At 55.6% G+C, this 15005-nt stretch carries 16 protein-coding genes; 8 read left to right on the top strand and 8 right to left on the bottom strand.

The features are described from left to right. The gene (locus QMZ18_RS27595; RefSeq protein WP_282609615.1) at positions 1-645 is read right to left on the bottom strand and encodes a tetratricopeptide repeat protein; all 645 of its coding nucleotides are present in this window, start codon (positions 643-645) and stop codon (positions 1-3) included. A 456-nt stretch (positions 646-1101) separates the two neighbouring features. On the opposite strand from QMZ18_RS27595, the gene QMZ18_RS27590 reads away from it, so the two are divergent. From QMZ18_RS27590 to QMZ18_RS27580, 3 genes are all read left to right on the top strand, one after another. After that, positions 1102-1428: a hypothetical protein gene (locus QMZ18_RS27590; protein ID WP_282609614.1), complete on the top strand. Its 327-nt coding sequence runs from the start codon at positions 1102-1104 to the stop codon at positions 1426-1428. Between the two features lie 164 nt (positions 1429-1592). Further along, positions 1593-1928 (top strand): DUF2794 domain-containing protein, encoded by a 336-nt coding sequence (locus QMZ18_RS27585; protein WP_282609613.1) that lies wholly within the window; start codon positions 1593-1595, stop codon positions 1926-1928. 183 nt (positions 1929-2111) lie between these two features. Further along, entirely contained in the window at positions 2112-2903 is a 792-nt protein-coding gene (locus tag QMZ18_RS27580) for a hydroxyacylglutathione hydrolase (protein ID WP_282609612.1), read from the top strand. A gap of 11 nt (positions 2904-2914) precedes the next feature. Here the strand turns inward: QMZ18_RS27580 and QMZ18_RS27575 are convergent, their stop codons facing one another. After that, positions 2915-3361: a hypothetical protein gene (locus QMZ18_RS27575; protein ID WP_282609611.1), complete on the bottom strand. Its 447-nt coding sequence runs from the start codon at positions 3359-3361 to the stop codon at positions 2915-2917. Positions 3362-3749: 388 nt separating this feature from the next. Here QMZ18_RS27575 and QMZ18_RS27570 point away from each other — a divergent pair, with 388 nt between their 5' ends. The 3 genes from QMZ18_RS27570 to QMZ18_RS27560 all read left to right on the top strand — a co-directional run bounded on the left by QMZ18_RS27570 (position 3750) and on the right by QMZ18_RS27560 (position 7781). Beyond that, on the top strand, positions 3750-5393 hold the full coding sequence (locus QMZ18_RS27570) for a cation:proton antiporter (RefSeq protein WP_282609610.1): 1644 nt from the start codon (positions 3750-3752) through the stop codon (positions 5391-5393). A 129-nt stretch (positions 5394-5522) separates the two neighbouring features. Then, positions 5523-6653, top strand: a complete 1131-nt coding sequence (locus tag QMZ18_RS27565) for a helix-turn-helix domain-containing protein (RefSeq protein WP_282609609.1) — start codon at positions 5523-5525, stop codon at positions 6651-6653. 213 nt (positions 6654-6866) lie between these two features. Then, positions 6867-7781, top strand: coding sequence for an MBL fold metallo-hydrolase (locus QMZ18_RS27560; protein WP_282609608.1), 915 nt, complete (start codon positions 6867-6869; stop codon positions 7779-7781). 220 nt (positions 7782-8001) lie between these two features. Here the strand turns inward: QMZ18_RS27560 and QMZ18_RS27555 are convergent, their stop codons facing one another. Next, on the bottom strand, positions 8002-8208 hold the full coding sequence (locus QMZ18_RS27555) for a hypothetical protein (RefSeq protein ID WP_282609607.1): 207 nt from the start codon (positions 8206-8208) through the stop codon (positions 8002-8004). A gap of 137 nt (positions 8209-8345) precedes the next feature. Here QMZ18_RS27555 and QMZ18_RS27550 point away from each other — a divergent pair, with 137 nt between their 5' ends. Beyond that, on the top strand, positions 8346-9401 hold the full coding sequence (locus QMZ18_RS27550) for a GGDEF domain-containing protein (RefSeq protein ID WP_282609606.1): 1056 nt from the start codon (positions 8346-8348) through the stop codon (positions 9399-9401). A 24-nt stretch (positions 9402-9425) separates the two neighbouring features. Here QMZ18_RS27550 and QMZ18_RS27545 read toward each other — a convergent pair whose 3' ends face one another. Further along, positions 9426-9635 (bottom strand): SlyX family protein, encoded by a 210-nt coding sequence (locus QMZ18_RS27545; RefSeq protein WP_282609605.1) that lies wholly within the window; start codon positions 9633-9635, stop codon positions 9426-9428. A gap of 44 nt (positions 9636-9679) precedes the next feature. Continuing rightward, the gene (locus QMZ18_RS27540) at positions 9680-10162 is read right to left on the bottom strand and encodes a nuclear transport factor 2 family protein (RefSeq protein ID WP_282609604.1); all 483 of its coding nucleotides are present in this window, start codon (positions 10160-10162) and stop codon (positions 9680-9682) included. Between the two features lie 294 nt (positions 10163-10456). On the opposite strand from QMZ18_RS27540, the gene QMZ18_RS27535 reads away from it, so the two are divergent. Then, positions 10457-11323 (top strand): DUF427 domain-containing protein, encoded by an 867-nt coding sequence (locus tag QMZ18_RS27535; protein ID WP_282609603.1) that lies wholly within the window; start codon positions 10457-10459, stop codon positions 11321-11323. A 2-nt stretch (positions 11324-11325) separates the two neighbouring features. On the opposite strand, the gene QMZ18_RS27530 is transcribed toward QMZ18_RS27535, so the two are convergent. Genes QMZ18_RS27530 through QMZ18_RS27520 form a run of 3 tightly spaced genes read right to left on the bottom strand, consistent with a single transcriptional unit; the run spans position 11326 to position 14977 of the window. Further along, entirely contained in the window at positions 11326-12939 is a 1614-nt protein-coding gene (locus tag QMZ18_RS27530; protein WP_282609602.1) for a thiamine pyrophosphate-binding protein, read from the bottom strand. A 35-nt stretch (positions 12940-12974) separates the two neighbouring features. Further along, positions 12975-14471, bottom strand: a complete 1497-nt coding sequence (locus QMZ18_RS27525; RefSeq protein ID WP_282609601.1) for a tripartite tricarboxylate transporter permease — start codon at positions 14469-14471, stop codon at positions 12975-12977. Further along, complete coding sequence (locus tag QMZ18_RS27520; protein ID WP_282609600.1) at positions 14468-14977, bottom strand: tripartite tricarboxylate transporter TctB family protein; 510 nt, start codon at positions 14975-14977, stop codon at positions 14468-14470. The genes QMZ18_RS27525 and QMZ18_RS27520 overlap by 4 nt, the downstream gene beginning before the upstream one ends. Positions 14978-15005 lie beyond the last annotated feature (28 nt).

Genomic DNA, 15005 nt, shown 5'->3' with positions numbered 1-15005 from the left:
TCAGTCCTTCAGGGCCTCAATCATCTGCGTGGCACGCGCACGGATACCCGCAGGTGCCGACAAGTCGTCTGACAGGCTCGTAAAGAGCTCCCGTGCCGTCTGCTTGTCGTTCTCTCTGAGCGCCAGAATGGCCAGGAGCTCTGTTGCTGTGGGACGGAAGGCTTTTCCGGGCGATGCCAGAGGCTCCAGCCGAGCTTTGAGGCTTTGGATATCTCCATCGTCAATCTGATGCATCGCCGAAAGCAGGGTTGCGACCGCGCCGAAGGCTTCGTCTGTTCCACGCTCCGTGGCAATCCGGTCCCACGCAGCAATGGCCTCGTCGGTTTTTTCCGCAGCCGCCAGCAACCGCGCTTCCTCAAAGGACGCGAGCACGCTGTAGCTGTCCGAGCCGGACGCAATCTCCGAAAAATCCGCTAACGCCTTGGCATCGTCCGCCTGACTGGTCGCCAGCGTCAAAGCGGCGGCATAGGCGTCGGACCGGGCGCTGCGTTGCTGTAGATCGTAAGCTGTCCAGGCCTGATAGGCCGCCGTACCCGCCACAATCAGGACGGCAACGCCAATGATGTAGCGGCCATAACGTTTCCAGAACGCGGTCGCCTTGTCGCGCTTAAGATCGTCGTCTACTTCTTGAAATATATCGGCCACGCGTTTTCCTCTTACTACCTACTTTTTGGCAGAGATCTGCCGTCCTTCACCCTGCGGCACTGAAGCGGGCGCTAACATAGCTCGCCAGTGCGCGGTTGATAAGGCCTTTCCCCACATATCGGCTATATCCCGCCGATCCGTGGGTACCAGACAAAAGCGCCGACTTTCGCCTGGAATCCGCCATTTTGGGAGCTATCCACATCGTATTTATCCGATCCACGACACGAAATTCACCCAGATGAGAAAGGACATAGGATTTTGGCGCCAAAAACACAAATCTTTCCAGCACTGTAAGGGCATAAAGCACGCAAATTTGCCAACAACAGTGTTCTAATCCTTTCTTAACCGCCTCACTTCAGACTGAAATGCGCGGGACTGCGGCTTCGTGGGTCCTTTTTTGTCCCAAAGGCGGGCCTTTCTGGGTCCAAAAAAGGTATTTTGGCAAAGGTGAGACGCATGATGTTACGTATGACCGCCCTAGGCACATGCCTTCTAGGCCTGACCGCCTGTGAGCCTTCGACTCAGGTCATGCTGACCGGCGCCAGCATCGTCAGTCTCGCCCATACCGAAAAGACCGTCGGCGATCATTTCAATACCTGGGCATTCGACAAGGACTGCTCCATTGTGCAATTCGTCAACGGTGAGGAATACTGCCAGGAATTCGAGGATGAACAGTCCGAAATACCTCAAGAGCAGGCGCTTCATTGCTATCGGACCATTGGCGGAGTTTCCTGCTATCGCGAGCCCGATAAATCATCCACCGCACAAACCAAGGTCTATTGAAGCCGTGGTTTTTAAATATCCAACTATTTAAGTAGCTTGGATATAATTCTTAAAGCTTAGTATCGCCTTTCACCTCCCTTCCCGCTTCAATTTTGATGCAACGACTGGACGTCGCGTTAATTTTCGGAGACACTTATGTGAGGTTTTGGGAGGTATTGGCTTATATGGCAGAGCTGTATCGCATCGATGGACGCCGTGGCAAAGGCGGAACAACGTTCTTCGATCGTCAGGAGCTCGGTCAGCTACTGAACCTTTACAGCCGACGTGTGGCCAGCGGCGAATGGCGTGACTACGCCATAGATCAGGTCAACGGCAGCGCCATCTTCTCAATTTTCCGGCACACCATGGATTCCCCGCTTTTCTCTATCGCAAAGCGGTCTGAAGCACGGGGGCGCGGCAAGGAGTATATAGTCTACAGCGGTCGGCGGCAGCTGACCCGCGCCCAGACCATGTCCGAGGCCCTGTCGTTTCTCGAAAAGAAACCCAGGGTCGTTTCATGACTGGGGTCGCCTTCCCTTCTCAACAGCTTATCTGAAGTCCGGCACTTCCGGGGCTGGTTCCAACATTGTGTCATTTGCTAAACGACGCCGCAGGGCTATTCTTGCGCCGTCATAGTATCTCTAAATATCAAGGTTCGCGGGTTCCGCATAAATCGCGGGTGGCCGCAACAGGGAGAAAACGTCGTGATCGTTGAGCAGATTTGGACCGGCAACGCCTACCGCAACTTCAATTACCTGATCGTCTGTAGCGAAACCGGGGAAGCCCTGGCCATTGATCCCTTGGATTCGGACAAGTGCCTCGCCGCTGCAAAACGCAAGGGCTGGAGCATTACCCAAGTTCTCAACACCCACGAGCACCATGACCACATCGGCGGCAACGACGCGGTCATTGCGGCCACCGGCGCCAAGCTGCTGGCGCACAAAAATGCGAAAGACCGTATTCCGGGTATGGACCAGGGGCTTGATGCGGGTGATGTCGTCCGGGTTGGAAAATCTGTTGAGCTGGAGGCGCTGGATACACCCGGCCACACCATGAGTCACGTATGTCTGTTGTCACGCGGCGACCATGCAGGGCTGTTCTGCGGCGATACTCTCTTTAACGCAGGCGCGGGCAACTGTCACAACGGCGGCCATCCGAACGAACTCTACCAGACCTTTGCCAACCAGCTTGCCAAATTGCCGGACGAAACCCGGATTTATCCGGGGCACGACTACATCGCAAACAATCTGGAGTTCACCTTGAACCGGGAGCCAGATAACAACCGTGCAGCCGAACTGCTCGAAAAGATCGAGGATCAGGACACAAATCAGGCCATGGTTTCCACCTTGGCGCTGGAGAAGGAGGTCAATACTTTCTTTCGCCTGCACAGCCCCAGTGTCATTGCGACGCTTCGGGAGTCGTTTCCCGACCTCCCTGAAAATCCCGATCCAAAAACTGTGTTTATCAAGCTGAGAGAGCTCAGGAACAGCTGGTAAGCTGTTGTTTTCTAGTTATCACCTTTGGCCAGGCTCTTGGCCGGAGTGTTGATTGCAACAATTGCGTTGCCGTCAAAATGCAGGCGGTCGATTTCATCGTAGGACCAGATCTCGCCGAAGGGATTGGCCGCAACTTCCGCAACCTCGTGCGGTTTGCCCCAGGCCAGACAGGCCATTTCCTTGGTCGCCCCAAGCCACAAGCCGCGTTCTTTCAGATTTGCCGCGTCTTTGCCATCGAGCTCCAAGTCGGCTATTCGCCGGAGGCGTTCGGCCTCGCGAGCCGCTCTGGGCTGCTGGTCAAACTCGACACAAGCACGAGAATAGGGGTCACTTAGGCAGGCCAGCCGGGACGAGATAATGCTATGCGCGTCCGGCTCCGGTTTTGCCAGCCAATCACAGGCTGCTTGAACCTGCATCGGCGACACAATTGCCACAAGAACTATCGCCAGCCACTTCATCGGTCCCTCCCTACCTGGTCTCGACATCACCATCACTACATGGCGCGTTTAAGTTCAGCCCGCTGATATAAATCGTGAGCCGGACGAGCGTCACAGCTTCCTGCCCGACGTCGCCTTCCTCTACACCTGGACGCAATACCATAACACAATTCCGGTCATGAGGCTGCTTCGCACTGCAGCAATGATAGATGCAGTTCGCAATCGCGGAAATTAGCCCATCACCCCTGTCGCTCTAAGGCAGAGAAAGACTATACTTTAATAGCGGGCGAATCGGATGTTGCAGCGCCGTTGTGGTGCGACTGAGTTCAGCTTCTCGCCGAAGACAAGGTACCCAATAGCTGTTTATGAATATGCCAAGGATTTCCCTGTCGAATGAAAGTGCCGCGCAATGACTGAGTCGAGCTATCTGCTCGAGGTTCTGATCGTTCTTGTGGCGGCCGTCCTGGCAGTCTCGCTGTTTCGGCGCCTTCGCATGGACCCTGTGCTGGGTTATCTTTGCGCCGGTGCCGTCATCGGCCCTTATAGTCTTGGGTTAGTGCAAGGCATCGCCACCATTCAAGCGCTTGCGGAACTGGGCGTTGTCTTCCTGCTTTTCACCGTTGGCCTGGAACTGCCGATTGCGCGTATTCGGGTCATGCCGTTCCGCGTGTTCCTGCTGGGCATCGCACAGGTAACCATCACCGGCGTTGCAATCTCGGCAGCCGTGGCTGCCATGGGGGTCCGCCCGGAGGCCGCCGGGATTATCGGCTTTGGCGTCGCGCTATCTTCCACGGCCATCGTGCTCCGGCTGCTCGCGGATCGCGGTGGTCTCACATCGCAAACCGGACGCGCCGCTTTTGCCATCCTGATTGTACAGGATCTGATGGTTGGGCCGCTGTTGGTCGGCGTCTTCGCAATTGGCGACCAAAGCAGCGACCTGCTGACTCTGTTGGGCGAAGCCGCAGTCAAGATGATCGTGACCGTTGCCTTGATCCTGGGGATCGGCCGCATTCTACTCCGTCACATCTTCACCCAGGTCGCCGCAACCCGTGAACCGGCAATCTTCGCCGCCATGACACTGTTCGTTGTGCTCGGAACCGGTGTCGCGACCGAGCACGTCGGATTGTCCCTCGCCTTCGGCGCATTTCTGGCCGGGATGCTGATGGCCGAAACCCAGTTCCGCCATCAGGTGGCTGCTGAAATTCAGCCTTTCCGCGGGTTACTGCTCGGATTGTTCTTCATGACAGTCGGCATGGAGATCCATCCAAGATTGATCATCGAACAGGGGGCAACGGTCCTGTTGCTGGTTGCCGGCCTTTTAGCCGTGAAGGCGATGATCCTTGGGCTACTGGCAAAACTGGCCCGGCTGTCGCTGGCAGACGCCGTTCACTTAGGAGTATTGCTGGCGCAAGGGGGCGAGTTTGCCTTCATCCTGATCGGTGCCGCCGTAACCCAGAGCATCATCGAGCCCGCCTTGGGTCAGATGGTGATCGTGGTCGTTGCGCTCACCATGCTGGCTACGCCTTTTCTGGCCGGCCTCGGTCAAAAGGCATCCAGTCGGATTGAGCGCAACGAAGTGCCGAGCATCGAAGAACTCGCCGAGAGCGACACAAAGCTGCAGGGTCATATCATCATTGCCGGCTTCGGCCGCGTCGGCGCCACTGTCGCCAAGCAGTTTACCGAAGCCAAAGTACCGTTCCTGGCAATCGACATGGATCCCCACACGATCGCCCAGGCTCAAAAACGCGGCCTCCCCGTCTACTACGGCGACGTGACACGGGCTGAAGTCTTGGAAGCGGTCAATGTCGAAGCTGCCCGAGCGATCGTCATCGCCCTAGACGATAAGCATGTATCGCTGCAGGTGGCTGCAATCCTGCGCTACATTTTCCCCAAGCTCAAAATCCATGCCCGTGCCCGCGATCTTGCACATGCGCAGGAATTGGAGACGATCGGCGCCGACACGGTCGTCACGGAATTGGTGCCCACAGGCCTGCAGCTGGCCCAGGTTGTACTCGACGACGACAGTGGTCAAGAGGAAGAGAAAGCCCCCTAGACCGTGGCCACCTCAGCCGCCAGGTTGGAAGATCAATCGTGTTTTATGGAAAGTCCTCGCCTTTTGTGCGATGAAACGGAAGGTGGGGCATCGATCGGCCAGGACGAATAGAAAAAGGCCAGGATTAAAATGATCGGACTCGAGAACATTTTCCTGGCGGCCATTGTTCACGGCTTACTGCAGATTGCCGTACTCTTATTCAATCGGCGGGGCAATCGACGCGCGAACGCGGTATTGGCGTTTCTGATCGGCATTGTCATTTTGTGCATGTGGAACGTCTACGTCTACAAGGCAGACCTGCCACGGCACTGGTTACTGGTCGATGTCTATTATTGGGCGTCGATTTTTCTGTGGGGGCCGTGCCTCTATTTGTACGTCGGCATCATTTCGGCTCAACGAAATCTGAACCTGCCTCTGTTGCTGCGGCATTTGAGCCTCCCCGTTTTACTTATTTTGATGCAGCTCCCGCTCCATCTTTTGAGTAGGCAAGGCTGGATCGCTGCGGAGCAACTATCTGTTCTGAAAGATATTGTTCTCCTCGCCTTTTATCTGCAGATGGGCGCCTATTTCATTTTCTGCTTTGGCCTTTTGCGGTCATACGACCAAAAATTGAGAGAGAATTATTCGCGCCTGGATTCCATCAACTTGTCCTGGTTGAACCGCCTGACAATCGTTTTCGCTTTTGTTGTCTCGGTCGATATGATTCTGACCGTATCAGGTATGATTCTGGACGCACCGTCGCCGTATTCCGTGGTTTATCTGACTGCCGAGTCGATTTCGGTGTTCGCGATTGGATATTTTTCCCTATCTCATCCCGAGGTCCTACTCCAGCAAACGATTGATGAGGAACGCCCAGCTTTCAATGGCGAGGCGCTGGACGATAGGGTTGCCGCAGCCTTGGCCGCGAAGCTAAACGTTGTGATGCGCGAGTCTCAGGCATACAGGAAAAACGATTTGAGACTATCAGAGCTGGCGGACATGGTCGGCGTCAGCCGCCCGGTCCTGTCTCAATTCATCAATCATCATCACGGCAAAAACTTCTACGATTACGTCAATGAGTTCCGCGTGGGTGCGGCTGCCGAGAGTCTTGCCGCCGACCAACGAGCGAATATCGAAAAAGTCGCTTTCGATGCCGGCTTCAACAACCGGGTTTCCTTTAACAACGCCTTTAAGAAGTTCAAGCATATGACACCTTCTCAATACCGGCGCGGCAGACGCACAGACGGTGGTACGCTGGAAGCCCCAAACGAGGCCACATGACCGAAAGGTGTGTTTTGTAGCTTTCAATCTCGCGTCTCATTTAAGTTACTGTAATACTTGACATAATTCAGCTTTGTAAATTTATACAAATTCAGGTTTACAAATAAATCGGTAAATCCGCTCCAGATTAGCGCTTCCGCTGTTTCTACCTCCCCCGATTTTTGCTTGGGATCTACGATCAATCACGTTCTTGACCGGGAGGAAACTATGAGAATGCGGCTCAAAGATATCGCCGTCATGCTTGTCGCTTGTACCGTCGCGGTGCCGGCCTGGGCTGGCGACTTCAAAGTTCATCGCTACGTAGCTGAAAAGTGGAATACCAACAGCTATTGGCTGGAAAGCGATAGCGGCATCGTCGTGATCGATGCACAGTTGTTCAGATCCGATGCAAAACTCATGGCCACCATGATCAAATCGACCGGCAAGCCGGTGGCGGGCGCCTTCATAACCCATGCCCACGGCGATCATTTTGGCGGCCTGAATGCGCTGTTTGAAGAGCTCGGCAGCTTCCCTGTCATCACGACCCAAAAAACCGCCGATGGATTTAAACCCACCCATGAGAGTTATCTGACCTATGGGTTTGGAGACGATTTTGACAAAAAGCTCGTGGAAGCCGACCGGATCGTCGAGGACGGTGCAAAGCTGAATCTTGCAGGTATCGATCTGATGGTCGACGAAATCGGTGCCGGAGAAAGCGAAAACAGCATCCTGATCTATCAGCCGGACAGAAAGATCCTCTTCACGGGGGATGCGACAATGCATTCAGCGCACTTTTACCTCGGCGAAGGTTTTTCCGAGGGTGCTTTAGCACAGCATCGCCACATCCAGAAAACCTATGGGGACGCGAAACTTCTCTATCCGGGTCATGGTGATCCGGCGACCCCTAGAAGCGTGCTGGCCTCGGAAATCGAATACATCACGTTTCAGCAGTCCCTTGTCAAAGAAGCTCTAAATATGCCCGGCAATATGAAAGAAGATGGGACCGGCCTCAAAGACGATGCGGTAAAGAAAATCGTTGCTGCAATCCTTGCCCGCTATCCGCATCTGGGAGACTACGATATCGGCGCAGAAACCTTTCTGGGGTGGAATGTGTCGGGCTTGGTACGCGAACTGAAAACAGCCGACTAACTCTGATCGGGCCGTGCCGCACGGAGATGCTGTGATCGAAACCAGATGGATTCCAACAAATTCCGTGACAGAACTTCTGGGCGATACGGTTCAAAATCAAAGCTTTTACGAACCGCGGCACATGCCTCGAATGGCTCCGGCGGGCAGCTCCCCAACAGCGGGAGCAGCCCGCCCTCTTCCACTGGTCTCGGGTGAAAAGGCCCCATTACATCGAACATTTTCAGCCTTCAAGACCGGTAAGAAGTGATTTTTCGGTGAACCATTCGACAAAATGCAGAGTTGCACCAAAGTATATTCTACCCTTATTAAGTGATTTACTCGGCAAAGGCATGGCAGAATTCTGCGCAATCGCGCCCGAGGGCCCTAATTGTCTGCCTTCGTATAAAGCAACCATACGAAGAATCCACCAACCTAGTTCAACGGGCATAACGCTTCCCTAAGACTTTTCCGCCAATATTTCGACCTATTCATTCGCCCAGCACGACGTTCATCGTGCCCATGGGATCAGAGCTATTTGGGCTGGCCAGCCATAAACTGGTTTACATCGAAACAGGGACTACAGTGATGACCGACAGCTTCGTTCATTCGGAAAAAGTGGCCGAAGCCGCATTTGCCGAAATGCGCGCGAAACAAATTCCGATGACACCTCGGAATTTCAACATCTGGTATGACTACTGCAACGGTAACAATCCAGGTTTGTGCCAAGCTGTCGATCGGCTAATCAAAAGTGATTCGAAGTTTACCCAGGACGAAAACGCCAACCTCTACGCAGAGTATTTCGGCACCGAGAAAAGCAGCCGCGAAATTGATGAAGCCGGCGGTCAGATTCAAAACATCGCCGAACAGATCGTCACCCAGTTAAAAAGTGCGACGGACATTGCAGCGGACTACGGCAAAACTCTTGGGGATTTCTCCGGCGAATTGGCAAAAGCCGCAGACGGCACGGCGGACGAGTTGAACGTTCTGATCCGTGACGTCATGGTCGAGACCCAAAAGGTCGCGCAGCGCAACAAAGATCTGGAAGAACGGCTCAACGATTCCTCCCAGGAAATAAACGAGCTGCAGGACGATCTCAAAAAGGTTCGCCAGGAAGCCATGACCGATGGCCTGACTGGGTTGGCTAACCGTAAATGTTTCGATGTCCGCCTCGCGGAGGGCATGAACAGCTCAACGGAAAGCAATGAAAAGCTCTCCCTATTGCTTCTCGACATAGATTTCTTCAAGAAATTCAACGATACCTACGGACACCAAATTGGCGATCAGGTGTTAAAGCTCGTTTCCCAGAATCTGCGTAAGACGGTCAAGGGTCAGGATACTGCGGCACGCTATGGAGGCGAGGAGTTTGCCGTCATCCTGCCAGACACCGAACTGGTAAACGCGATAAAACTGGCTGAGACCATCCGGGTGAATCTCGCCAAACAGGTCTTGAAGAACCGTCGGACCGGTGACTCCTTCGGTAAAGTCACCGTTTCCATCGGCGTCGCAACGTACCATAAGGGTGAATCGATGGAAGACCTGATCCGGCGTAGCGACAGGGCACTCTACAAAGCCAAACAGGACGGCCGGAACCGCGTGGTCAGTGAGGCAGATGGTGGCAAAGCCAACGTTAGTGTCGCCTGAACAGGCGCTCTAATCGCCATCGAGCTAATAATGCGGCGGGGGCGCCGTGTCCGGCACTTCACTCTCCGCTTCAAGAACCCTCAGCCGGTCGAGCAGCCGATTGACCTTTGCCGTAAGTGCATCCAGGTTCGACCACTGTTTGGCCATGACCTCACTCATATCCTGCAGCACGCGTTCCTGTTCGGCGACGTGCGCTTCCAGCCGGTCGATTTTGTCCTGTAAGTCCTGGGTCATGGTGCCTTTCTAACACCGCAGGACAGGGGAGCAAGTCTCGAAGTTCAACTCACCGCTTCATCTTCGGAAAGCGGACCGTGATAGATCATCTTCCAAACGCCGCCTTCGCGCTGAAAGATGTTCTTCATTCTTACGTTGCCGGGATTTAGCTGTTCATTGCAGAACACGGTTGCCAGCTTCTCGGCAAAGCTGATGCCTTCGACGACGCAGGTGATACGTGGCGGCCGCTGCAAGATGAGCGACCAGCTTTCCATCACCGCCTCGCGTCCGTCTACCCGCCAACCGGAAGGATGCTGAAGCGAGACAGAACCTTCTTGCGCCCAAACCGCATCCATACCGGGCTCATCACTCTCCCGAAATGCACGGTAGAACTCACTGTTTATGGTGAGGATCGCGGCCTTATCGATCTTTGATTGAGCCGTGCTTTGGGCCGCGACAGGATTTAGAAGTCCGATGGCGAGGACAAGAAATAGCCCCGGAAATACCCCCGTGCCAACCTTCTCCGGATAGGTTTTGCGCCACATCATCGCCGTCATCTCCCTTTACCTGCCGGTGTTCCCATCTACTACAAGCGACGCGCCTTAAAGGACCGCGTGGCATGGACCATTAGGTTGTCGCCGGCCATTACAACGGCCGATAGCGGAGATTATACCGAGCCAATGCTGTTCAGACTTTATCGTCAAAATTTAATGTCAGGCAGAGGCGCTTCCTATTCACATCACCGTTAACGTGGCTGTTCCCAGCCAGAGGCTTATAGGTAAAGGTTGCATCCCAGCGGCGATCCTTAAAGGATCTAGACCGGACCTCAAGGACATCAGACGATGCGTAAACCTCACCTTCGCGGACGCGGCCCAGACCTCCCGGTTTTGGACCAGGTCGTTCAGTACGACATCCAACCCGGCTACGTGGTTTTCACCCTGCCCGCCCCCAAACGCTTGAGAGTTTTGGCCGGTGGAGTGACGGTCGCAGATACCATAGAGGGCCTCATCCTCTTAGAGTCAGACCATTTACCGATCTACTACTTTCCCATTCATTCCGTGCGCATGGATCTCTTTGAGGGCAGTGAGCGCCAGAGCCATTGCCCCTACAAAGGTGAAGCGGAATACTACAGCCTGAAGGGCAAGAGCGGCGCCTACGATGACATCATGTGGCGTTACGCGAAACCGATCCCCGGCTGCCCGCCGATCGGCGACTACGTCTCTTTTTATTGGCACGAAGTCGACCACTGGTTCGAGGAAGATGAAGAAGTCTTCGTCCACGCGCGCGATCCCTACCGGCGCATCGACTGCCTGCCCTCGAGCCGCCGGGTGCAGGTTGTTTTAAACGGCCTTGAGGTCGCCGATTCACGTAGCGGCGTGTTCCTTTTCGAAACCGGCCTGCCGACCCGCTATTATCTGCCGCCGGAAGACGTCCGCACGGACCTTTTGCAGCCCAGCGGCACAACCAGCCAATGTCCGTACAAGGGTCAGGCCGGCTACAAACGAATTACGGTTGCAGGCAAGACGCACGAGGATATTGTCTGGTACTACCCGGATCCGGTTCGGGAGGCGGATCGCATCAAAGGCCTTCTCTGCTTTGCCAACGAGTTCGTCGACCGCATCTTGATCGACGGTGTCGAACAGCCCCGACCGGTTACGAGTTTCTCGCACGGATACAATTATCACGGAACCAAGGCGTCGGCGGAGTAAGCTCAGTGGCTCACACCGCCCGGAGCCGCGAGACCTTCGATTTCGACATTTACGCAAGCCGGCTTGCCTGAACGAAACGCCCGCGTAAGTGCATCATCAAGCTCGCTCAGATCGCGGACATATTCTCCGTGGGCGCCGAGGCCCGCAGCCGCGAGGTCGTAGCGCGCATCGCTGAGACCGCAGCCGATTAAACGTTCCTCGCCATAGGCCCGCAGCTGAATCTGATGCTCTGCGTTCCAGCGCCTGTCATTACCGACGATCACAACAAAGGGCGTGTTTTCACGTACGGCCGTCTCAAACTCGGCAAAGTGAAATCCGACGGTCCCATCGCCCATGAGCGCAACCACCTGCGCCTCGGGACAGGCTTTCTTTGCGCCTATGCCATAACACAGGCCGCCCCCGATCGCCCCGCCCGGGCCATTGATGATGCGCCGTTCGCCTTTCGTGATCGCCTGCGCCCACTGACCGAATTCGCCGCCGTCGCAAATGACGATCGAATGCGGCGATTTTTCAACCTCCTTTTGAACGGCAGCGCAAAGAACAGCTGACGAAATGGCGCCGCTCTCCGCAGTCTCATCAAGTCTGAAGCCCCTAGCGCTGATCAAAGTCGTGACCTCTTGCCGCCAGGAAGAACGGCTGTCCGCTGCCTTCAACTGTCCGGTCAGGGATTCGGCAATGCGTCGCGGATTTGCCAGAAAAGCTGAGGTCAGACGCGATTCCAGATTATGTTCGGCGCGATCGAGCGCCTGCTGTTCCGCATCGACGACGAGCCAGCTGCGACAGGATTTAAATATCGCTTCGTCACCGAAGGAGAGCATAAAATCGATCGGTTTCCCAAGGCTGACGATCACATCGGCCTTCTCAAACACCTGCCTCAAATCACCGAGTGCTGGATCGTTAAGACCGCGCGGGCTTTCCATCGGCACAACCGGCGCCCCCGCCGCGTCCGCAAGGCGGGACAGCAAGTCACCGGCGCGCGAAGGATTCAAACAGGGGCCCGTCAGAATAAGCGGACGTTCCGCCTTTTCCAATGCCGTCTGGATGAGCGTAAGATCCGATACCGCAAGGTCTGCTTGGTCCCGGAAAGCGTCGGCATCCGGCCGCAGTGTTCCGGCGGCGACTTGGGTTTCGAGCACATCGAAGGGAAGAGCCATATGCACCGGCCCTGGCCGACCTGATTTTGCGATTTCGATGAGGCGTGCTGCATCGTCTCCGATTCGCTCCGCCGACAGCGCGCGCAAGGACGCTTTGGTAAGCGGCCGTGTGATTTCCACCTGAGCTAGCTCCTGAAAGCCCCCCTTGCCGTCCAGCGCAACGGGCGCGTCGCCGGTCAACAGCAGCAGGGGGCTCTCAGAGGCACGCGCCGAATAGAGAGGTCCAAGTGCGTTCCCAAAGCCGGGCGCAGCGGTTACCAGAGCAACTCCTATTTGACCCGTCACCTGCGCCCAGGCCTCGGCCATGAAGACGGCCGCTGCCTCGTGCCGCGTGTGGATAATCTCGATGCCAGCGTCGATGCAGGCATCATAAACCGGCATGATCTGATTGCCGGAAAGACTGAAGATCTTCGTGGTGCCAGCCGTTGCCAGCGCCTGCACGAGAACATCAGCGCCTCTCATCGGGAGGGGCCTTTAAATGTCATTGTGAGTTCCAATTAGTTTTGCGTTGCTTGTTTCGAATTTCGGAAGCCGGCGCGAACTACGGCCACCACAGTTATGACGGTCATGGTCCAGAAGACCCAGGTGATAGGTCCGCGAACCAGCACGTCCGGCGAACCACCCGACATCAGCATCGATTGACGGAAGTTATCTTCCAGTAACGGACCGAGAATGAAGGCGATGAGGAACGGAGCTGCGGGCAGATCGAAGCGGAGCATCAGAAAGCCGAGACCGCCCATGGCAAACATAACGCCGATATCGAAGATGTTGTTGTTCACGGCAAAGACTCCGAAGACACACAGGACCAAGACCGCCGGGAACAGCACGCCGCGCGGAATGTCGGCGACGAAGCGGAAAGCGCGAATGGCAACAGAGCCGACCAGAAGCAAAATGACCGAACTGATGATCAAACCCATGAAAAGGCCGTAGATGATATCGGCGTTGGTCACGAACATCAGGGGGCCCGGTTGAAGACCATGGATCATGAAGGCGCCAATGATAATCGCGGTAATGACATCGCCCGGCACCCCAAGCGCCAGCAGAGGAATAAGTGTCGCCCCAGCGACCCCGTTGTTTCCGGCCTCGGCGGCGGCAACACCTTCAAGTTCGCCCTTTCCGAAGTTTTCTCTGTTGGGCGACTTCCGGCGCGCCTCGCTGTAGGACAAGAAAGCCGACGGCGCGGCACCGATCCCCGGGATGCTGCCCAAGAAAACACCGATCACACTGCCGCGTACGATCGATTTGAAACAGGCCCTATATTCGGCAAAGCTCACCCAATTGCCACCCAGTTGGCGCGTGGAACCATCGTTACCGCGCGGATCCCATACCTTTGTCAGAATCTCGGGAATCGCAAAGAGGCCGATGAGAACCGCAATGAAATTCAAGCCGCCCATCAGGTTGGGATCATTGAAATTGAAGCGGTTCGTTCCGTAGACAAGATCGAGACCGATGGTTGCAAGCAGCAATCCCATGAGTGCGGACAATGCGCCGCGCAGCAAGCTCTGTCCGGAGACACCCGCGATAATCGTCAGCGAGAAAAGAATCAGCGTGAAAAATTCGGGCGGTCCAAAATTGAGCGCAAAAGACGCCAACCAGCCGGCAAAGAGAATAAGGGCAAGGTTCGAAATCAGATCTGCTGTACATGACGCATAGAGCGCCATGCCCAGAGCCTTGCCGGCCTGCCCCTTCTCAGCCAGCGGATAGCCATCTAAAATCGTCGCACTCGAGGCAGGAGTCCCAGGCGTCTTAATCAGGATCGCCGGGATGCTTCCGCCGAATATACCGCCCTTGTAGACGCCGAGCAGAAGAAGAATGCCGGTGATGGGCGAGAGGGCGAAGGTGAACGGCAGCGTCAGCGCAACGGCCATGGTCGCCGACATGCCCGGAATGGCGCCCGCAATAACGCCGACGACCACACCCACTGCCAGGGCCAGAAAGCTCTCGATATTCGAGACCAGCTCCCATCCCAGCAGAAGATTGTCGAAGAAACTCACGGCAGCCTCACGAATTCGCCCTGGGGAACAGCCACACCGGCTACATGCGCGAAGAAAGCGTAGAGAACCAGAGGTACCAGAATTGCGGCGATTACCGCCGTCTTTGGATGGCGAGTCTGAATGAGGAACGCAACGGCGATGAAGGCAGGGATGGACGCCCAGACCAATCCAATCCAGGGAACGGCCGCCAGATAGACCACCAGGATCACTGTCATAACGGCGAGACGGAGCCAGTTGCCTGGTTCGCTTTGGGCTTGATCCGGTGTTTGGTCTTGGCCCGCCGTGACGGTTTCACCTGCCCCTGCCCGCGCGGCACTCACAAGAATCCCCAATCCAACCAACCCGATCAGACCAGCGAGGATCTGAGGCCAGAACAGAGGCGACAAGACGATATTTCGAATATTTGACGGGGCGGATATTCCATAGGGAATGCCGACAAAAAAGAGGAAGGCCGACGAAAGAACCGCCGCGCCTCCAATACCCAATTGCTTATGACGACTACTCACCTGATCCGCCCCAACGGGCGTGCGGCAC

Source organism: Pelagibius sp. Alg239-R121 (assembly GCF_947331435.1).
In the GTDB taxonomy this organism is placed as follows: domain Bacteria; phylum Pseudomonadota; class Alphaproteobacteria; order Kiloniellales; family Kiloniellaceae; genus Denitrobaculum.
Note: the sequence above shows the minus strand (reverse complement) of the source record. Positions and strands in the feature narration are given on the sequence as shown.